This window comes from Spirochaetales bacterium, from assembly GCA_016930085.1.
Classification (GTDB): domain Bacteria; phylum Spirochaetota; class Spirochaetia; order SZUA-6; family JAFGRV01; genus JAFGHO01.
Genome location: JAFGHO010000093.1, coordinates 26,071 through 48,473, shown reverse-complemented (window position 1 = coordinate 48,473; position 22,403 = coordinate 26,071). Strand labels below are relative to the sequence as shown.

Genomic DNA, 22,403 nt, shown 5'->3' with positions numbered 1-22,403 from the left:
GGTTATGCCGGGAGGTCCTCTTTGTCGTGAGCGTCTCCCGTCATGTTCATTTCCCTGTACAGACCGTAGAGATAATAACCGCCGTTCATATTTTTGGCCATGAATCCCTGCTGGAGAAGCTGGCGTGCTGCGTAGTAAGACCGCTGACCGCTCAGGCAATACACCCAGATGTCCCTGTCCCGGGGCAGCGAAGCCGTCTCTTCCCTTAAAACATTCACATTGATATTGACCGCGTTTTCCAGATGCGCCGCCTCATATTCCCGACGTGTCCTGACATCGAGGAGGAATACGTTCCGGTCGGGATAATCGTCCCAATGAACAATCCCGACGTATCCGCGGAGAATGTTGGCGGCGATCATTCCCGCGATATTAACGGGGTCCCTGGCCGCGCCGTACTGGGGAGCGTAACAGAGTTCGGCCTGCTCGAGATCGTACACGGTCCCCCCTTTTTGTATCGCCATACTGATCACGTCGATCCGTTTTTCCGTTCCAGTTCCCCCGATCGCCTGGGCGCCGAGTATTTTCCCGTCGTCGGGGGAAAAAAGAAGCTTTATAAGCATGTATTCGGCTCCGGGATAGTATTCCGCGTGATTCGCGGGATTGAGGTGGATCTTCTCAAAGGAAAACGGGGGGGAGTCTCCGTACATTTTTTTTATCTGATTCTCACTCAACCCGGTTGCGGCAATGGTGAGTCCGGCGATGCCGCAGACGAACGTTCCCTGAACGCCGCGAAATTCGGGCATCGGGGGCTTGCCGAATATGCAATCTGCGACCAGCCTGCCCTGGCGGTTCGCGGGACCGGCTAGGGGAAGCAGCGCCGGTCTGCCCGTTGTGATATTGGTGACCTCGACCGCATCGCCGACGGCCCAGATATGGGGGACGGAGGTCTGCATATGGCCGTTCACCGAAATACCCCCCGATTCCCCGATCTCGCACCCCGCGCCGCGGGCGAGTTGTGTTTCGGGTTTGACGCCGATCGAAAGAATCACCATATCCACCGTGATCCTGGCGCCGGAGGCGCAGACGACGGTGAGTGTATTGTCGTCATTATGAATGAATCCGGTTACCCGGTTTCCCAAACGAAGCGAGACCCCTTGATCGTTCAGATGCCGGTGAATGACGGCCGCCATTTCGGGATCGATCTGGGGCATGAGTTGATCGAGCATCTCGATCAACGTCACCGCTATCTTTCGTTCGTGTAGATTTTCCGCCATTTCAAGCCCGATAAATCCGCCGCCGATCACGGCCGCTCTGGCAACATTGTGTCCGTCGATCCACGAGTGTATCGCGTCGGTATCTTCGATGGTTTTGACGGTGAATATCGCCTTTGCATCGATGCCATCGATATCGGGAACAAGGGGGGACGCCCCCGGTGAAAGGAGAAGCTCGTCATATGATTCACGGTACCTTGTCCCCGCCTCGCGATCCTCGACTTCGACTTCCTTTTTCTCACTCTCTATGGAAACAACACGATGATGCAGCCTGACATCGATGTTGAACCGCTTTTTGAAGAGGCTGGGTTTTGTGACGATCAACCTGTCCCTTTCCTTTATAATGTCACCGACGTAGTAGGGAAGACCGCAGCTTGCAAACGAGACATGGGAGCCCTGTTCGAAAAGAATAATTTCCGCTTCCTCGGAAAGCCTGCGCGAGCGTACGGCGCACGATGAGCCGCCGGCAACGCCGCCCACAATTATAAGCCTTTTTTTCATGCCGTTTTGTCCTTTCTGTATGATGTATTGCTGTCCGCTTCTCGTGCCATCACTAAAATATAATCGAAAAACCGGATTTAGCCCAGAAGGGAAGAAGGAAAAGCGTGGCCGTATATTGATGAAAAACAAAAATAGTGATAGCCTCACGATGACCGGTCCGCCGGTCACCCGGAAGGCGAAAAGGAAGATAACGCTATGATCAGATATTACGGCGCCGTATGCCTTGTGTTCCTGCTGCTTGCCGGCTGCGGGATCACCAGATCGCTTTTAAGCCCTGAGACGACCGGAATGTATGACGATGAACTCGAGGTAAGGTTGATCGAAGAGAACCTGACATTGCGGCTGGGAATGGAGAGATCGGAGATTATCAGACGCTTTGGGGGTGATTTGAAGGCCGGTTCATCGGGAGACGGCATTTCATCTTACCCTTTTTCTTTTTGTTACGATGAGGGCAGGGTATCGGCGATTATACTCGGTAATGAAGAAAAAAAACCGAAAGACTATTATGCAACGTCAAGGGGTATCGGGTACGGGGATTCCTTCGAAAAAGTGAAAAACGCGTACAAGGCAGAGCGGCAATTCATGGTCGAAAACGGCCGTATGATTCGGTTCATTTACGACATACGAAAAAAGGCCGTGACATCGGATAAGGCTGTCGAAGCAGAGTCGCTCGAATATCTCGAAGGGGGGACATACGACGCGGCGTATGAAACGCGTCTTCGGGAATGGATATATATCGTGTATATTTTCGATGAAGAAAATCGCCTCAAGCTTTTCGCCGTGGGCGACGGCCCGTCACTGGGTTTTCTTGAAATATGATAAGTGGGTACCGGGATTGGAAGATTTGTGTGTGATTATTTTTGATATGTCATGTAGAATACTCTTACACGCACATGTTCCCGGCGTTTATCGGGATTGTCTCAAGACCGTTTGATATCGACTCATTCTTTGCTCTCCCCATTGATGCCCTTCGTCACTCAACCTTATATATATAGCCGAGAAGCAGCTTTTCAAGCAGGACGGCCGCCTTCCGGTCCGGCGTCCCCGGGGGGAGTGTGAAGCGTTCGTCGATAATCGTCTCGTCCTTTTCACCGTCAATGAGACGGCATGCGGGATCATCTTCTGCGTCCCAGGCTATTTCGAGCCGATACCTGAATCCGTATCCGGAACGGCCTTTCCCCTGTGAGATTTCCGAGCCCGCCCTTTTGAGCAGCGCGATAATCGATTCGGAAGCCGTCCGGACCATTCCCGATAAGTTCAATTCGACTTCAAGGGGAAGACCGAATCCGTTCTGGAGAAGTGCCCCCGGATTAATCCCATAAAGCCTGTTGATTGATGCCCTTCGTTCTTCGCTTCCTTCCGGCAGCAGGGGAACCAGGGCGGAGAGAGCTTCTGCGATTTCCTCTTTTTCCCAGAAGGGATCGAATTTATCAAGGACTTCACGGATGATGCGGGCGTTTTTAAGGAGGATTCCCTCTTCGAGAAGATAATACGCTTCCGCATGGGGAGCAACCGCCGTTTCAATATCGCGGGCCAGCCTGAGATATTTCAGGGCGATGTCGGGGTAATCTTTGTTTGCCTGATAGAACTGCCAGTAGGCATCCTTGAGATTTTTTTCCCTGAGGTATTCCTTTCCCACCGTGAGGCAGGCCATTCTGCACTGCTGCCGGTGATAGTATGCCAGCAAACCATACCGGATGTAGCTGATAAACGAAACGGCCTGTTCGTAGAGTCCCGCTCGCGGAATACGCATCTCCCTGGCGGCAAGACTTGTATAGATATCAGCAAGAATTTCATGGAGTTCTTCGGAATGGCGTATCAGATCCGTACCGAAGTTGAGCATCCATGACTGATCTTTCAGGTTGAAAACATCGTTCGCGTATGCCAGGGCGGTTTCCAGATCGCCGAAGATTCTATGCAGAATCGCTATATTTATCTTTGTCAAAGGCGTTTCGTCTTTTGCCATTCCCGCCTCATATTCCGATAATGCCTTATCGAAGTTCATCTGGGACTGGAAGAGTTCGCCTTTTGCGAGATGGCCGGTCGCCCTGTCCTGGCTTTCGATCGACCGGTTGGTATAGAGGAGTGCCGAATTGAAATTGAAGAAGCTGTGTTCGAGAAGGGAAAGGTTGTAATACGCTACCGAGGAGAAATGATAATCTCCGTCTTCCTCCGCTTCATCAATGGCTTCGAGGTAGTATTTTTTCGATTGTTCGTAATCGTAAATTCCCGAATAAATGGTGCCGAGGGTCATCGTCAATCCCCGGTTTACCTCATAATCATCCCTCGACTGAAGCGTTTCGAGTAAAAGCTTTTCTCCTTTTTCGAGTTGATGGGTTTTGAAGTACATCCAGCCGAGATCGTCAACCGTATCGACACTCGAGGAGTACTCGTCGAGGGGGAAAAGCTCGAGTATTTTCTCGAGGTATTCGATCGATTTCTGTTCCCGGTTGAGGTACCCGTAACAACGCTGAATCTGGTCGAGGGTATCGTAGTCGTATGGATCGATCGTCTCCGCCCCGAGATATTCATCGAGGGCGAGGTTGTAAAATTTTTTTTCGTAGTAAAGATCCCCCAATTCGAGGTGAAATTGGGGTGTATCGGGGAACAGCCTTTTCGCTTCCTGTAACAATGTGACCGCGTATTCATAGTGTTCTTCTGAAATCGCTTTTTCCGCTTCTTCATAGTACCAATCGCTGTCCTTTGACTCCTGCGACAGCGCGCCGGTTTGAATCAGCATGAAGCTGCAAAGGATCATAAATATGAAGGCGCGGGTTTTCCCGGATCTCCGCAAAGCGGCGGTCTTCATCAGATTTTCCTCCTGATGCTGTTAACGGGATTGAGGATGCCGAGTAATCGTATGAAAAGTGATACCTTCGCGTTGAAGAGGGTTTTAAACGCGCGATAGCGTTCCAGTGCGTTTGTGTAATCGATATCGTGAAACTCATTGCCGAATACCGCTTTGAGATAACTTCCCGTCCAGGCGGACAATACCGCTAAATCGTCGAAAAAGGTACGATCGAGCCGTTCCGAGTATTCGAGGAGGGATTCGTCCGTTTCTCGTACCATCCGCAGCCCGTAAAGAATCCCGAGTGTGTGAAGAAAAAGATATTTGACCTTTTTCCGTCGGGATTTCGATGCGATAAAAAATAGATACGGTGAATATTTGAGAAGCAGAATGATAAGCAGCAAGAGAGACGGAAGGGTGAAAAACCAGTACCTCAAAAGCCAGCTCGTTATGGCGATAACGAGTTCCGGGAAACGGAATGCGCTTTGCGATGAAACCTCATGCCCCCCCTCGATTTCGACCAGCTTGTCCTGGTTTTCGAGGATTTCCGAAATAAGGTTTTTTAGCCGGTCGTCGAACTGAAATCCGAACATGAAACTGATATCTTCTCCCGGCGCAATGGTGGTCGATGTGGGGTCGAATTCCATCCAGCCGTAATCCTCAAAAAAGACTTCCACCCAGGCATGGGCCTGGTTTGCTTTTATTTCATAAAAGTTGAGGACTTCCCACTCCGGGTTGGCGAAAAATCCCACGGCCACCCTCGCCGGTATTCCGATGCTTCTGCACATGAGTGCCATGGCGAATGCAAAGTACGAGCAGTAGCCTTTTTTACTGTTAAAAAGAAAGTGGTGGAGTTGATTCCCGTCTGGTGCGATACCGGGTTTGAGTGAATATTTATACTCGTTCTTTAAACGATCCCTGATCGCGAGAACCTTCCCGAGATAATCTCCGGCTTCCGAGGTAATCTCTTCCGCGTACGTCCTGATGATATCGTCGTCGCCGTAATTTGTATAAAAAGCGTAGGCTTCCGGCGGGAAACTCGAGAGGGGATTTCCACGGTAAAGATCTTCCTGGGGATCGAGCTGCGAAACTTTCGATTCGACCCTGTAAATGCGTAAAAATGACGAGCCGTCCCAGTTTTTCAATGGGATTATCTTTACGGGGTAATTCATGGCGATAAGGGAAGTGGGGTCGAAGTTGATAAAAAAATATTCCTGCTCGACCGGTTCTCTTGCTTTATAGCCCGGATCGTCAAGTAATGTCGGTATATCGGGGACCACCGCGGGAATGTCGTCGACCCCTTTTTTCGGGGACTGGTAGAAACCGCTCTCCGGTTTATAGTCCGAAAGGACGAATCGTCGAAGCAGGAGCCGTTCCGCGGGGCCGTTCTTCCGGAAGAGGAGGACAAGATCGTCACTCAGCTTGATTTCGCTTTGAAGCTTTACGTATTTTGAGAAGTCGAACCTGAATAAGGTCGATTCCATAAGACCCCCCTTGTTTCTTGTCGATTCTTCATTGTACCTGTTCAATAAAAAGAGGTAAAAAAGAAGAAGGAGAAAGAGAGGTATCAATACCCAGAAGTATGAAAAAACCACAGGAAGACGGTTTTTTCCCTTTTTTGCCCCTGACGACGCTCGGTGATTGTCATCAAGCTGCGAGAGAACAAGGACAGCTATCTCGACAAGGATAAACGATGCGAGAAAAAGCCCGAAAAAAGTGGGGTGATAAAAGGTAACGTTGAAGTGTGCCTGGGTAAAAAAGACGATGACAAGAAGAAGTGAGTTTAAACCCGTTTCAACAGGGACAAATCCCTTTTTCCGAAGCGCCAGAAAGTTAAACAGCCAGGCGATAAAGGAGGGAATGAGCGCGGGAAAGAAATCCTTGTCAAACAGGAAGAATATAAAGTCCTTTTCTATACCCGTGTCAAAGGGGGAGAGGAGGGTGAAAATAAAAAAGAAAATAAAACGGACTATAATGATGAGGAGTATCGCCGTCACAAGAGCGGGGAGGAACCGCAGCTTTATTTTTTCCATCCAGAGGGCGAAAATGATTGCCAGACAGAAAGCGACGATGAGGTAGACGGGGTTGAGTACATCCTTGAAATGGAGATACGCGTGAAGAAGAAGGCCCAGCAGGGCGATATTACGGAGTATGAATATAATGAGGTCCGGTATCGAAACCGATAATAGCCTAAATTTCCGAAACATATTTCAATCTCCATGGAGTCCTTTTGTACCGGTCGATCTCCGCGGTAAGGGTCTTTTGAAAAATATTCCCGGCCGTTTCGCCACCCGTCCGGTTGCCCGTGTCACCGTCGCGAATGAAAAGTAGCCGTTTGATGTCGAATGACCTTTCCCCATTGTCGGGAAAGTAACAATGTTTGAAATACAGGCTTACTCCCCATCCCCTTTCCTTGATTGTCCCGAGTATATGCGGGAGTGACGTCGATCCGGGTGAGGTAAAAATCAGCGCATGCATGTCCTTTTTTGAAGGAAGGATGATGTTTTTCTCTTCATCTTTCCACCATATACCGGCAAATAAAGAGAGGAGATCCTTTTTTTGTTTCGATGAAAAGACCTCGATCCGCTTGTGTCCCGGTATCGCGAGATTGACGGGGTTGCCATTGTCACAGGCTGCGATCATGATGGAACCGATTACTTCGATAAGGCTGTCGAGATAATCGGCTTCCGGCAGAAGGCTGAGAAGAGGGGTTCGTGTCGGATCAAGGATAAAGAGAAGCCGCACATCAGGCGGAGGTGTTTCCTCTCCTTTTCTTATAAAAAGCTCGCCCGTATGGGCGAACACCTTCCAGTTTAGTCTGCGCACGTCATCGCCCGGATAATATTTTTTTATTTCGAGTAATTCATCGCTTGTTTTTTTTATTTTTCGTGCATCGGTCGTCGCTTCACCTGCGATTTTTATCATGAGTTCATCCCGCTTTATAACGGCCGGATAGACCTTGATATATTCCTCCAGAGGAAGCGAAAACGTTGATAAGGTGAAGCCGAGTAAGTCCTGAAAAATAAAATCATATGTACTGCTTTTATAGATTCCCCGATAAACCGGCGTAAACCCGATTGTTTCCTTGTTGATTCCCGGGGTCAGGAACGCGGATATCAGCAAAGGGATACGGTCCTGCCAGTGAAGCGCGATATTTGCCCTGACGGTGAATCCGGGTATAAAGAACGAGGGCATTTCTGCCTTGATTTCGGCCCATGTTTCCGTTTTCGGGAAAATACCGTTTGAGGAGAGAGTGAAGGTTGCCGGATTGAGATGTGTCTTTAAAAAACGCCGTGCGATTGATTTCGAGAGGTGATTTCCGACCAAAGAATAGAGGGCAAGCAGATAAAATCCGCATCCCCAGAAAAGTGCGGCCAGATCGGCCCTCAGTATGCCGGCGATTAATATCGCGCCGGAGAGGAGAAAAAAAAACAGGCCGCGCCCTGTCAAAGGAATAACCTTTTTTATCAGTTTACTGATATCATTCATATGGTTTCATTACAATGGTATCATGATATCGGTATAAAGTGAAGTGAATCGCGAAAACATTAATACGAGAGTTTCTGAAGCGCATCGAGTGTCAGTTCCCTTATAAGGGCTTCGGGTTCGAGTTTCAGGGCTTTCATTCTGAGCCGGTGTGAGATGACAAGGGGTGCCAGATCAACCAGATCCTGATCGATAATGTAACTTCTCCCTTTGACGAGAGCATAGGCACGGGCCGCCTTGACAAGCATGAGACTTGCCCGTGGAGATGCACCGAGTTCGATTCCCCTGTGTTTTCTTGTGGCGGCTGAAATGTTTACCGCCGCCCGTATGAGTCTTTCGTCGCAATAGATGTTGTTAACGGCATTACGTATCAAAAGAATATCCTCTTTACCGCAAACCGGGGTGATATGCGGCATGATATTAAAGGCGGGATCGTCCTTGACGATGTTTATTTCAACTTCCTCGTCGGGGTAGCCGATGTGAAGCTTCATAAGAAACCGGTCTATTTGTGCGAGCGGGAGGGGATAGGTGCCTTCGGTCTCAACGGGATTCTGGGTGGCTATGACAAAAAAGAACGGATCCATCGAGTGTGTTCTGTTTCCAACGGTTATCTGGTTTTCCGCCATTACTTCAAGGAGGGCGGACTGTACCTTGGGCGTTGTTCTATTGATCTCGTCGGCCAGAAGAATGTTCGCGAAGGCCGGGCCCGGAGAAAAAACGAATGCGTTGTTTTTCTGGTCGTAAATATCAACCCCCGTAATATCATAAGGGAGGAGGTCCGGTGTAAACTGGATACGTTTGAAAACAACGGGGTTCCCACGTTCGGATAACGAAATGAGGTGGGCAAGGGTCTTTGCGAGGGTCGTTTTTCCAAGACCGGGGACATCTTCGATGAGAACGTGGCCTCCGGCGATAAGGGCCGTGACGAGGTACTCGAGAACCGGCCGTTTCCCCCTGATCACCTGTTCGAGGTTGTCGATAAGGGTCCGGACGAAGCCATGAAACGTGCGTAATTCGGTTTCAGTCAGATATGAAATCTTCCGTTTTTTCCCGTACGTCTTTTTTATTTGTTTTTTACCGGATGCGCGTGTTGCCATTCTTTTTTTTTTATCCGCTGACGGTTTCTCTTTCTGTTTTGCCATGGAAATGAGTGTAATATGTTACTGCGGAAAGTTCAATGAGGAAAAGGCAAGAATTTGCCGCCTATCGGCAATATTCTTTCAACATATCCGTCAACAAAGCGAGGCGGTTGACATTGTCGGGAAAAACAGAGGCGATAAGCCGGTACACCAGAAGATTATTTTTATCCTTGATCATGGCATGCGGGATAAGGTAAGAGATTCTCAGCTTCTGTCTCAGGAACGGAATAACATATCTCCTGAGTGATTGTATGAATTGATCCAGGCCATGTACCAATTCCCGTATCTTTGCCTCATCCGGTTCGGTCTGTATCGAGAGGAGACGGCTCATCTCCATAATCGAGTCGATATCGACCGGAATATCCTCGATGAGGATGAAAAACCAGTTGCGGTTGAAATAGGTCTCAAGAAGTGTCGCAAGTTCGGTAATAAGCGATCCCGGTTGTTCGGCCTTTAGTCCGGTATTGTTATAATCTGTCTTGAATGGTGTTGTTGTCATTGACTCTTTTAATTTCGAAAAAAACGGGTATAATCTTGATGATAAAGTGACACATAATAATGGTTCATACACCCCGAGTTCTGTTTTTCAGGGGAATTCATGGCGTTATCGGCATTGTTATCCCGATCGGCCCGCCACCCTTTTTTGGCGATAAATCCTTGCAATATGCCGTTTTTGAACTATAGTATTACATAGAGAGGTTTTATCCAGATTATTGGGTCTTGATGAAGATGAAAGACAAATATCTGTTGATTATTAATGACTGTCTCGACAGATTCTCGCCCTTGCTCGAGAGGATCAAAGAACGGGCCCCGTATTATACCGATATAATCAGCTTTTCTACTTTTCTCGCCGGATCAAACAAGCAACAATTGGACAATGCCGGCCCTTCCGATATTTTTATTGCTATCGAGGGTAATTTTTTTGAGGAAAACGAGGAAAAATTGCGCGCTTACTTTAAATCGATTGATAAAGCTACGTTTAACAATTTTCTCTATCTTTTTACCGAACCGCGATGTGCCGAGGATCCCGCTTTTATGAACGGGAACAAACCTTGCTACCTCTTTTTCGAAAAAGCGGATAATCTTACCCAGGCGATACAGTTCAATCTGTTTATGGTAATTCTCTTCGATAAGGCGATGCTTTCATACAGACTCTCGGATTATATAAAGCACGCGTTCATGGAAGTCGTCTATAGTGAAATGCTTAAAAAACAGAAAGACGATATCGAAGAACTCAACAAGGAGCTCGCCCGAAAAAATAAAATCGATAACCTTACCAACCTTTACAACCGGAGAGCCCTTTTTGAGTTTCTGGAAAAGGAAAGAAACAGGACGATCCGCAATCTTCAGCGGCTGGGCGGCGGCAGTGATGTGCTGATGGATTATAAAGGCCGCCAGGAACGAAAGAAGAGGAAAAAGAAGGAAGACAAAGCGGTCGTTTATCATCAAAGCGGAGAAGCAGAGAAGGCAGTGGTAGAGGATGAACCCTCCGTCAGGGAAAACTTCGATGAAGAGATTGCCGATCACTTTGGAATTTTTTCCATCATGATGATCGACCTGGATCATTTTAAAAGGGTAAACGACACATATGGGCATCTTGTCGGGGACAGGGTGCTGAAGACGGTAGGGGATTTGCTGCAAAGAAAGGGTATCCTCCGCGATCACGATATTCCCGGCAGGTTCGGCGGCGAGGAGTTTATCGTCATTTTGCCGAACACGAACGCATATAATGCCCTTGGACCGGCTATCAGGCTTGCGCAGGAATTGAATAAAATAGAGTTCAAAACGGATGACGGACGGGCATTCAAAGTCACCCTCTCGATCGGGGTATCGGAATATCATCCGACAGATAAAGACAATGAAGCGATAATCTTTCGGGCGGACAGGGCGATGTATTATGCCAAACAGAACGGAAGAAATCAGATAATCATCTATGAAAAAATATTCGGTCAGGGTAATGATATATAGAGTTTAATCGTCTTTTTTTATAAAATCATGGAAATAAATTTGAGTTATGGGTATCCTTTTATTATATTTATATTACATAAAAGAAATGGTTGATCTATGGGTGATTCCACGTTTTCAATATGTCAGATGACGATTAATAAAAAATAATCCATGACAGTGTGTAAAAAATCTTTTTACGGCGGGTGTGGGGTAATCGTACGTGGTGTGGAATGGTATGTAAGGATAGGAAAACAGGATGAATGTGAGTGGCGGCGGTAGTTATAAAATAGGCCTATTTCTTGGACATTTTTGGGGCAGATATGAGGAAGGTGTATGGACCGGAGCCGTTGCTGCCGCAAAAGAGGAACACATACAATTAATCTGTTATGCAGGCGGTACATTGGGTGATCCGAACGGCTTCATGTCCCAGCGAAACAGTATCTATGATCTGGTAAGTCCGGAACGTCTTCATGGAATTATCGGCATTTCGGGTTCTCTGGGGAACTACGTCGGGACGGAAGGCGTAAGCAGCTTTTACAGGAAATATAATACGCTTCCGATTGTGAGTATCGGTATGCTTGTCGACGGGTGTACGAGCATTCTGGTCGATAATGTTACGGGAATGCTTGAAGGTGTCACTCACCTGGTCAAGGTGCACGGCAGGAAGCGGATCGCCTTTATACGGGGGCCAGTCAAGAATCCTGAAGCCGAGGAGCGCTTCCGCGCGTTCAAGAGAATACTGACGGATCTCGGGATTGCCTTTGATCCCCGTCTCGTCGCTTGCGGCGATTTCAAGAAATATTCGGGACAGCGGGCCGTATCGGAGCTTCTCGACGATAAAAAGGTCGAGTTTGACGCCCTTATCGCGGCAAATGATTATATGGCGATCGGTTCGATAAAAGAAATGAAAAACAGGGGAATTCGCGTTCCCCAGGATATCGTGGTCATGGGATTCGATGATATCGAAGAAGGCCGGTTCAATAATCCTCCCCTGACTACGGTACATCAGCCCCTTTTCAACCTCGGGTGCAAGGCGGTGAAAATGATGATTTCAATTCTCAGGGGAGAGAATGTGCCCGTCAAAGCTGAACTCACGACCAGACTTGTCGTCCGTCGTTCGTGCAATTGTGTCGGGAACGCAAAATCGGTTTCCTCTTTATCGGATTTTACCCCTGTATCGATCGGGTTGAGCGAGAAATATGTGGTGGAAAACGGTGAACTTCTTTCTCTTCTGGTCGATGAAATGGAGAAAAATTTCACCGGTTTTCAGGACGCGATCAAGGGTTTCGAGTGGGCGAAACAACTCTCCGCATCGCTTCTCAAGGAACTGAACGGTCAAAGTGAAAAGATATTTTTACATATGCTCGAATCGAGCGTCCTGGAATCATCGGAGATGGGAATCGATACCCTTTTCTGGTATCCGGTTGTCATCTCTTTCTTTCAGAAAGCATCTTCATTCTCTTTTCCGGAAAAAAACAGGCACTATATTGAACGACTCTGGAAAGAATCGCTTGTTCTTATCGGAGAACTCGGCGGAAGGAGTCATGCTTTCTTAAGATTGTGCAGCGAAAAGGAAGCCGTGGAACTTCAGCATATAAACCAGGAGCTTGCCACGGCCTTTTGCTTTGAAACCCTTAAAAGTGTCCTGTACCAGTGTCTTCCCGGTCTGGGAATCGAGCGTTGCTGCCTGTCCCTCTATGACAGGCAGCATACCGATACACATTATGCAAAACTGTTTTTTGCATATAATCAAGAGAGATTGCTCGATTCCAAGGAGAACGGAAGCGGCAGGTTCGTTTCGAATCAACTGGCGCCTGATTCAATCGATCTGTTCGACGGAAACAACAATTTCATTTTACTGCCGCTTTATTTCAAGAATACTCATCTTGGGTTTGTTCTTTTTACGATAGGCCCCATGAACGGGATGCTGTATCAAAGCCTGTCCATGCAAATATCGGGGACACTCGAGGGGGCGCATCTGTTCGAGAAGGTGGAGAATCAGGCGGGGAAACTGATGGAAGAGATCGAAAACAGGATATACGATCTCGATGATGCCAACCGGCAGCTCAAAGAGGAGATCGCTGAAAAGGTAAAGGTGCAACAGGAGCTTTGTCTGGAAAAAGAGAGGGCCATTGTCACCCTTGAATCGATAGGGGATGGCGTTATTACCACGGACAATCAGGGGATCATTACCTATCTGAATCCTGTGGCTGAAAAACTGACGGGCTGGGAAATCAGTCAGGCCGTGGGGCTTTCCCTTCAAAAGGTGTTGAATGTCACGTACAATCTCGGCGACGGTATTATCAATGATCCGACCGAGGTCGTTTTCAATGAAAACCGGAGTATCAAACTCTCAGGTTCGATCATTCTCACGAGTAAAGACGGAAGGGTGTTTTCAATCCGGGAAACCATATCACCGATACGGAATAGCGAAAATAAAACCATCGGTGTCGTCATCACCATCCATAATGTCAGTGAAATACAGTTGATGTCGCAGCAGATCGTCTATCAAAGCACGCATGACGCGCTTACCGGATTTTATAACAGATCAAAATTCGAGGAATTGCTTAACGAGCATATTATGCTGTCAAAAAAGGAAGAAACGGAACATATTTTCTGTTTCATCGATATTGATAATTTCAAGATAGTCAATGAAACGTGCGGCTCGGTCGCGGGAGACGAACTCCTGCGCCATGTCAGCAATATTCTCAAAAAAGGAATCCGCAGTTCCGATGCCCTTGCCCGGCTCGGCGCGGATCAGTTCGGCGTATTATTCTCCTGTTGTCCCGTCGCCACCGCGGAAGGGATTGCGAAGGATCTCTGCAAAATGGTGAGCAAAGAGAAGTTTACCTGGCAGGAGAGGGATTACGCGGTGACGATAAGCGTCGGACTCGTCCCCATTGTCAGATACAGCGACAGCACGACGAATCTCTTCAGCCAGGCGAATGTCTCGTGTTCTCTGGCAAAGAAAAAAGGAGGCAACAGGATACATGTTCACACACCCGAGGACAAGGAACTGATTCAATACAGGAGTGAAATCTATTATCTTTCCCATATAACAAAGGCGCTCGAGGACGACAGGTTCTGCCTTTATACGCAGACAATAAAACCGATCGGGAAGACAATCACCTACGGAGAGCATTACGAAGTACTCATAAGGATGATAGACGAAAACGGTCAGATTCTCGCGCCCGAAACCTTTATCTCGACCGCCGAACGATACAATGTCATGCCGATCATAGACCGGTGGGCAATCCGAAAACTCTTTTCTTCCTATAAAATAGATTATAATGCAACGGTGTATCATACAAGGGGGAAGTATACGATTAATTTATCCGGGGCGACCCTCAATGACGAGAGTTTCCTCGATTTTGTTTTTCAGCAGTTCGATTTATACGACATTCCTCCCTTTATGATCTGTTTTGAAATTACGGAACGACAGGCGATCTATAATCTTTCGCGCGTAATAAATTTCATGAAGAAAATGAAACGAATCGGCTGTTGTTTCTCGCTTGACGATTTCGGGGCGGGCTGGACATCGTTCAACTATTTGAAACAACTTCCCCTGGATTTTCTGAAAATCGACGGGTCTTTCGTCAAGGGAATCGATAAAAACCCCCTCGATTATGAGCTCGTGAAAACGATTAACCATATAGGCCATGTTATGGGGTTGGAGACGATCGCCGAGTATGTCGAAACCAAGTATATACTCGAGAAATTGCTGGAAATCGGCGTCAATTACGCTCAGGGTTATTTTATATCAAAGCCGGAACCGTTCAGACAGCACAGGCTGTGAAATTAAACCGTTGAGAAATGCCGTTAACGGCGGTATACCGGTAATAGCAGGGCAATATCGCGACCTTTGCCTGTCCGGCATTCGAATTGTTATACGGCCGATTAAAACGTACGTATTGTTCAGCCGTATTTTTCATGATGTTTCGTTATTCCCGTCTCTTGTCACCGGGATGATATCTTTTTCGACGGAGTTGGCCGGTATATGATGAGGTGTGGAGCCGGTCGATGCCGTTTCACCGAAAACATTCATCATCCGTGGGGATATAAATTTGCAAAGAGACATCGTGGTGGATTATAGTTAAGGAGAATCGAAATATAAAAAAAGAGGAGCCGGGGGTGATATGGGTGTATCCGGAGTAAAACGAGGGGATGTGCCGGGGTCCCCCGTCATTGGCATGCTTCTTGATAATCTGTTCGAGGATTATGAGGAAAACATCTGGACGGCGGTGGTAAAAGCCTGTGAAGAAGAAGGCGTGAATCTGATTTGTTTTCCCGGCGGTTCGCTCAACTCCCCTGAATTGTTTCATACGCAACGCAATATTCTCTATGATCTGGTAAACGAAGATAATGTGGACGGATTTATCGCAATTTCCGGATCGATCGGCAATTATATCGGTTTGGAGGAACTCCGGAGTTTCTATAAAGGGCTACCCGATATACCCATCGTGAGTATCGGTGTTCCCCTTCGCGATATTCCCTCCATTCTGGTCGACAATGCCAAAGGGATGCGAGAGTTGTTGTCGCATATCATAGAGGTTCACGGGAGAAAGCGGATCGCGTTTATTTCCGGTCCGCGAGGCAACTCCGATGCAGATCTGCGTTTCCAGCTTTATAAACAGGTACTGAAAGAGTACCGGATTCCTTTTGATCCCGATATTGTGGTCGAGGGGGATTTTGACCGTGCGGCGGGACGAAAGGCGGTGGTGCGTCTTCTGGACGAACGAAAGGCGGCTTTCGATGCGCTTGTTGCGGCGAATGATTATATGGCCCTGAGTGCCATGAAGGCACTCGGGGAGAGGAATATAAAAATTCCGGATGATGTTGCCGTCGCGGGTTTCGACGATATCGATGAAGCGTGCGGCGTCGTCCCGGCGTTGACGACCGTGCGGCAACCTTATGACGAATTGGGAAGGCAGGCGGTGGCGATCATTCTCCAGAAACTGTCCGGCAGGGATGTGCCCGATCGTATTGTGTTCCCGACCAGGCTTGTGATTCGCCCTTCGTGTGGATGCCGTATTTACAGAAGCCTGGAAAAAAAATATTATACCCTTCCTTCCGGCAATGATGAAAGTATGGAGGACGCCGCTCCCCGCAGACTTATCATGGAGCTTGCCGATATAATGCAAAACTCGTTAAACGGTATGAAGGAAAAAAATGTACTGAGGGAATGGGCGGAACGCATATATGACGCTTTAATCTGTGAAAAGGAAGGGTTCGCGGGAGAGTCTTTCCTTGATGAAATCGAAAAAATAATCGCGGATTCGACGGCGAGGGGCATCCGGGTGCAGGCCTGGCATCCGGTATTTTCAATGCTTTTTACACGATTTAAAAAAGGTGTGAACGGACGGGATCGTGAATGCATTCTCGAAGCCCTCTGGAGGAAAACACTGGTTTTTCTCGGCCTTTTGTCGGAGAACCATCAGGTTTTCCTTCGGGTGAAAAACGATGAAGCGAACAGGGTCATCCATCAGCTCAACAGGGAATTGATAACGACATTCGATGAAGACCACCTGAAAGAAAATCTCGAAGCCCAGCTTCCCAATCTGGGGATTCGAAGCTGTTTCCTTTCGGTATATCAAAACAATTCGAATCCCGGCGGTTTTTCGAGACTTTTGTTTTCTTATCAGCATGAATCGTCTATTGTCTTCGAGAGGGGGCTGCGGAAGTTTTCTTCCGTTCACCTTGTGCCGGGGGGTATGAGAAACGCCCGGACGAGATATACCGCCGTTGTATTGCCTCTTTATTTCCGGGAAGAACAACTCGGGTTTGTCCTCTTCGAACCCGGACCGATTGACGGAATTATCTATGAAACACTGGCGAGTGAAATCGGAAGTACGCTCAAGGGATCGGCGTTGCTTAAAGCCGCCCGTATGGAGGCCGATATACTGGAAACAAAGGTCAAGGAAAAAACGGTAACCCTGCGGGACGCGAATAAAAAACTCAAGATAGAGATGAAGGAACGGCTAAAAACAGAGGAGGCGTTAAGTAAGCAGAAAGAACTGGCGCTCGTCACCCTGGCGTCGATCGCCGACGGCGTCATCACCACCAATACCGAGGGGATCATCACCTACATGAATCCGATCGCTGAAGTCCTTACCGGATGGAAGCATGAAGACGCATTGGGGAATCCGCTGAAAAAGGTACTTAACGTGACGTATAACATGTCGGATGACTTTTTAAAGGACAAAGTGGAAATTGTGTTGAGCGAGGACAGGGGGTTGAAGCTATCGGGTTCCATTCTGCTCAAAAGCAAGGACGGGAGGGAGTTTACCATTAAGGAATCGATCGCCCCGATACGAACGGACAACAGCAATTACGGGGTGGTGATCGTCATACATAATGTGAGTGAAGCGCACAAGATGTCCCGCCTTATCGATTATCATACGACTCATGACAGGCTGACCGGTCTCTATAACCGCGTCAAGTTCAATGAAGTGATGGCCGAATTGCTCGAGCATGCCAGAAAAAAGAAGAACGAACATATTTTTTGTTTTCTTGATATCGACAGTTTCAGGATTATCAATGATTCACTCGGCGACATCGCCGGCGATGAATTGTTGCGCCGGATAACGGCTATTTTCAAACAGGGTATCCGTCATTCGGACATTCTTGCCAGACTCGGCGGCGATCAATTCGGGTTGATTCTGGACTCATGTCCGCTGCACCGGGCTAAACTCATTACGGACGCGTTGAGAAGGAACATCAAGGATTTTTCGTTTATATGGAAGGGAGAAACCTTTAAAATTACGGTCAGCATCGGGATTGTCACGATCAATATGTCAAGCGACGACGTTGCCGATATTATGAGTTCGGCGAATGTCGCCTGCTGTCTTGCAAAAAAGAACGGAGGGAACAGGATCCATGTCTATAGTTATGAAGACGAGGATCTTGTCAGATATCACAGCGAATTGTTTTTTTTACCGCAGATTTCGAGGGCGCTCGAAGAGGGGCGGTTTTGTTTATATCATCAGCAGATTCTCCCGATCGGAAAAAAACTCAACGGAGACCGGCATCATTCGGAGATTTTGATCCGCATGAAGGATGAAAACGGAAATATCATCTTCCCGCAGCGGTTCATCCCCTCGGCCGAACGGTACAACATCATGCCCCAGATCGACCGTTGGGTTATCACAAAGCTTTTTTCTTCCTACAAATTAAAGCACTGGTCGGATCTAAAGGATTCGATGATGAAATACAGTATCAATCTCTCGGGGCTGACATTGAACGACGACAAGTTTCTCGGTTTCGTCATCGAGCAATTCGAAAAATATAAAGTTCCCCCTTTTTGCATTTGTTTCGAGATTACCGAAAACGCGGCGATTCTCAATCTTGCGAAAGTGACTGAATTCATGAAAGAATTGAAAGAAATGGGGTGTTCGTTCTCGCTGGATGATTTCGGAAGCGGCTGGACTTCGTTCAGTTATTTGAAACATTTTCCGGTCGATTATCTCAAAATAGACGGTTCTTTCGTGAAAGAAATCGCGAACGATCCAAGGGATTTTGTTCTGGTCAAGACCATCAATAATCTCGGTCACATGATGGGTCTGCAGACCGTCGCCGAATACGTCGAGAACGATATCGTTTTGGAAAAGATAAGGGAAATCGGCGTCAATTACGCCCAGGGTTACGGTATAGCAAAACCCAAACTCCTTGTATTGGATTAGGATGGAAAAAACGATTTATGACTCGAAAAAAGAGCATACATGCCGATACGTCTCGTTCGGGTAAGACGATTGCCCTGCTGCTGGTCAGTTTTTTCGATGATTACCAGTACGCTATTTTTACCGGAGTCCGCCGTTATGTAGAAATGGCCGGAGTCCGCCTCGTTTGCTTCGTGGGGAACAGTCTCGATTCGCCGCATTTCTACAGGAAGCAGAGGAATGTCATATATGAACTCGTCGGTCCCGAGAATGTCGACGGGATTATCGGCATTTCCGGTTCGCTCGGCAACCACGTCTCGCCCGCTGAACTTCTCGCATTCTATTCGAAATTCGCACCTCTCCCCATGACAAGTGTCGGCGTCGCCATTGAAGGTGTGCCGTCAATCATCGTGGACAACGAGAACGGGATGCGCGATCTCATGAAACACGTCATCGAAACGCACGGAGCCCGCCGTATCGCATATATCCGCGGCACGAAAAACAATCCCGAAGCGGTCCTGAGATTCGGCATCTACAGGGAGACGCTTGAAGCGTACAATATCCCCTATGAACCCGATCTTGTGGTGCCGGGTGATTTTTTGGGCCATTCGGGGGCGGAGGCGGCGAAACTGCTTGTCGATAAACGAAAGGTGAAATTCGACGCGCTTATCGGCGCGAATGACAGCATGATCATCTGCGCGGCCGAGGAACTCAAGCGAAGGGGAATGAGAATTCCCGATGACGTTATACTCGCAGGATTCGACGATATCGTGAAAGCCCGTAATATGGATCCGCCTTTGACTACCGTCCGCCAGCCGCTTGCGAGGATGGGGGAGCTGGCGGTCGAACGCCTTGTTGAAGTTATGCGAGGCGGGGACGCGCCGCCGGTGACGCTCCTTTCGACCGAACTCGTCATTCGGCAATCCTGCGGATGTTTTTTACAGAGGGAGGAGTATGCCGATTTGCGGGAGCATTCGGCGGGCAAAAAAGCCGGGAGAAAACGGCGCCTGAGCGGCAGGTCTCAATGCACCGAACGGCTGGTCGAAGCGATGAAGAATCGGTTTCTCTCAGCCGGCGATACCGGGCTTTTTGCGGAATGGGCCGATGTACTTTGCACGGCACTGACTCATGATGTCGGGGAAAAAAAGTATGACCTGTTTCTGCCGGGACTGGAAAAGATAATCCTCGAAGCCGCCGTCCGCGGCCGGCCCGTTCAGGGGTGGTACCGGATCGTCGGAACACTCTGCGAGTGGGCGGAGTTTTTTTTAACACGTGCTGAAGAGGAAAAACGGTTTTTACGCCGGCTTCATGCGTTCGCTTTCGAGGTTATAGGGCGCGTCGCTTTCCGTGTCGAGGAGGCGGAGAAAAACAAACTCGGTGAAGAACTGGTCGATATGTACAGAATCAACGAGGAAATGATCGCCTATTTCGACCTCGATAATCTGAAAAAAATAGTTATGGATTGGCTTTCCTATCTCGGCATCGACATGTGTTCGATCGCGCTCTACGATAAATCGCATAACAGCGGCCGAGCGTTCTCGAAAGTGATAATGTCGTATCGCGACGGCAAGGAAGTCGTGTTCTCCGGTAAAAAAGCTTCTTTTCCTTCACGCCTGCTTGTTCCCGGAACGTTAAGGAAACAGAAAGAAAAAGCCACGTTCATTGTGCTGGCGCTTTGTTTCAGGGAAGAGAATCTCGGATTCATCGTTTTCGAATACGGCCCCGACAATCCCGTGATCTACGAGAATTTTTCCAATCAATTCGCCGGTTCGCTCAAGGGGGCGATGCTGGTCGCTCAGGTGGAAAAACACGCCAGGGAGTTGGCGGTGACCGTCGATAAACGTACCGACGATCTCAAGAAGACGAACAAAAAGCTCAAGGATGAAATAGAGAAGAGAAAAAAAACCGAAGACGCCCTTATCGTTGAAAAGGGGCAGGCCCTTGTGACCCTTGAATCAATCGGCGACGGTGTCATCACGACCAATACGAAGGGAATCATCACCTACATTAACCCCGTGGCGGAAGATTTGACCGGATGGCCCCAGAAAGAAGCGATCGGAATGCCGCTGAAGAAGGTGTTCAATGTCGTGTATCGGCTGAGTGAGTGTCGGATTTCCGATCCGGTGGAGATAGTCATGGGAAGGGATCGAGGATTCAAGCTTTCGGGTTTGATTCTCCTCAAAAGCCGCGACATGCAGGAATATGAAATCACCGAATCGATTTCTCCCATTCGCGATTTTGACGGCAGAATTATCGGCGTCGTCATTGTTATACACAATGTAAGCGAGACGCAGCGGATGTCGCGGCAGATATCGTATCAGAGTACACACGATATGCTTACCGGCCTTTATAACCGCATAAAGTTCGAAGATTTTCTGGCCGAGGTGATGGATTCGCTGAAACATGAGAAAAAAGAGAATGTTATATGTTTTCTGGATATCGACAACTTCAGGGTGATCAACGATTCTTGCGGGTCGGTTGCGGGAGACGAGCTTTTACGCGATATCGGTGCCCTTTTAAAGGGAATCGTGCGGCAGACCGATATCCTCTCGCGGCTCGGCGGGGACCAGTTCGGACTGCTGCTTCCGTTATGCCCCTTTCACCGCGCCCGGGAGATCGTCGATACGATTTTGAAAAAAGTGGCGGATTTTTCTTTCGAGTGGAAGGGCGAACATTTCAAGATAAGTCTGGGTATCGGATTTGTCCATTTTGATTCATTCACGCATGATATCTCGAAGATATTGACGGCGGCGAATATCGCGTGCCACCTGGCAAAAAAGAAAGGGAAAAACCAGGTGCATGTCTATCATACCGAGGACGAGGAGTTCATCAAGTACCACAGCGAGATCTATTTCCTTCCCCATATTACACGAGCCCTGAAGGAAAACAGGTTCTGCCTTTATAAACAGGTGATACGCCCGATCGGTTACGGCCTTCCGGAAAACGATCATTTTGAAATATTCATACGCATGATCGATGAGGAAGGAAGGATTATTCCCCCCTCGATTTTTATCGCAATCGCGGAAAGATACAATCTTATGCCCGATATCGATCGATGGGTCATCGAAAAACTGTTTTCATCATACATCATCGATTATTATGAAACGCCTGATAAAGCATATGCGAAATATAATATAAATCTCAACGGAACAACGTTGAACGATACGAAGTTTCTCGATTTCGTTATGGACAAACTGATAGAATACGATATTCCCCCCTATATGATATGTTTTGAAATCACGGAAACGTACGCTATTTCAAACTTCGCGCAGGTCAAACGATTCATCAAGGAACTGAAGAAAATCGGTTGTTTTTTCTCGCTTGACGATTTTGGAAGCGGGTTTTCATCCTTTAACTACCTGAAACTTCTTCCCGTCGATTTTCTCAAGATCGAGGGCGCGTTCGTCAAGGAAATTTCAAAGAATTCCCTCGATCTGGTGCTGGTAAGAACGATGAATGATATCGGGCATGTCATGGGACTGAAGACGATTGCGGAATATGTCGAGGATGAGGAAACACTCAAGCGATTGAAACAGATCGGCGTGGACTATGCCCAGGGTTATGAAATAGCAAAACCCGAGCTGCTTGTATTGTGAGATCATCTGGCGGCATTCGCCCGTCGATTACGAGGTGTTTTTTGTTTTTCGGAGAAAGCCGCCCGCTTATACAGGGCACA

The 22,403-nt window shown here is 48.0% G+C and carries 11 protein-coding genes; 5 read left to right on the top strand and 6 right to left on the bottom strand.

Translation table 11 applies throughout. The features are described from left to right. Positions 1-2: 2 nt before the first annotated feature. Entirely contained in the window at positions 3-1,712 is a 1,710-nt protein-coding gene (locus JW881_16050; protein ID MBN1699032.1) for an FAD-dependent oxidoreductase, read from the bottom strand. A gap of 195 nt (positions 1,713-1,907) precedes the next feature. On the opposite strand from JW881_16050, the gene JW881_16045 reads away from it, so the two are divergent. Then, entirely contained in the window at positions 1,908-2,531 is a 624-nt protein-coding gene (locus tag JW881_16045) for a hypothetical protein (protein ID MBN1699031.1), read from the top strand. 154 nt (positions 2,532-2,685) lie between these two features. Here JW881_16045 and JW881_16040 read toward each other — a convergent pair whose 3' ends face one another. From JW881_16040 to JW881_16020, 5 genes are all read right to left on the bottom strand, one after another. Beyond that, the gene (locus JW881_16040; protein ID MBN1699030.1) at positions 2,686-4,521 is read right to left on the bottom strand and encodes a hypothetical protein; all 1,836 of its coding nucleotides are present in this window, start codon (positions 4,519-4,521) and stop codon (positions 2,686-2,688) included. Further along, positions 4,521-6,707, bottom strand: coding sequence for a transglutaminase domain-containing protein (locus tag JW881_16035; GenBank protein MBN1699029.1), 2,187 nt, complete (start codon positions 6,705-6,707; stop codon positions 4,521-4,523). The genes JW881_16040 and JW881_16035 overlap by 1 nt, the downstream gene beginning before the upstream one ends. Next, on the bottom strand, positions 6,691-7,989 hold the full coding sequence (locus JW881_16030; protein MBN1699028.1) for a DUF58 domain-containing protein: 1,299 nt from the start codon (positions 7,987-7,989) through the stop codon (positions 6,691-6,693). Before JW881_16030 ends, JW881_16035 begins: the two co-directional genes overlap by 17 nt. A 59-nt stretch (positions 7,990-8,048) precedes the next feature. Beyond that, on the bottom strand, positions 8,049-9,083 hold the full coding sequence (locus tag JW881_16025; protein MBN1699027.1) for an AAA family ATPase: 1,035 nt from the start codon (positions 9,081-9,083) through the stop codon (positions 8,049-8,051). 106 nt (positions 9,084-9,189) lie between these two features. Continuing rightward, positions 9,190-9,624: a hypothetical protein gene (locus JW881_16020; protein ID MBN1699026.1), complete on the bottom strand. Its 435-nt coding sequence runs from the start codon at positions 9,622-9,624 to the stop codon at positions 9,190-9,192. A 224-nt stretch (positions 9,625-9,848) separates the two neighbouring features. Between JW881_16020 and JW881_16015 the strand changes: the two genes are divergently transcribed. The 4 genes from JW881_16015 to JW881_16000 all read left to right on the top strand — a co-directional run bounded on the left by JW881_16015 (position 9,849) and on the right by JW881_16000 (position 22,323). After that, the gene (locus JW881_16015) at positions 9,849-11,093 is read left to right on the top strand and encodes a GGDEF domain-containing protein (protein ID MBN1699025.1); all 1,245 of its coding nucleotides are present in this window, start codon (positions 9,849-9,851) and stop codon (positions 11,091-11,093) included. Positions 11,094-11,328: 235 nt separating this feature from the next. Then, complete coding sequence (locus JW881_16010; GenBank protein MBN1699024.1) at positions 11,329-14,868, top strand: EAL domain-containing protein; 3,540 nt, start codon at positions 11,329-11,331, stop codon at positions 14,866-14,868. Between the two features lie 340 nt (positions 14,869-15,208). Then, positions 15,209-18,751 (top strand): EAL domain-containing protein, encoded by a 3,543-nt coding sequence (locus JW881_16005; GenBank protein MBN1699023.1) that lies wholly within the window; start codon positions 15,209-15,211, stop codon positions 18,749-18,751. 17 nt (positions 18,752-18,768) lie between these two features. Continuing rightward, the gene (locus JW881_16000) at positions 18,769-22,323 is read left to right on the top strand and encodes an EAL domain-containing protein (GenBank protein MBN1699022.1); all 3,555 of its coding nucleotides are present in this window, start codon (positions 18,769-18,771) and stop codon (positions 22,321-22,323) included. Positions 22,324-22,403 lie beyond the last annotated feature (80 nt).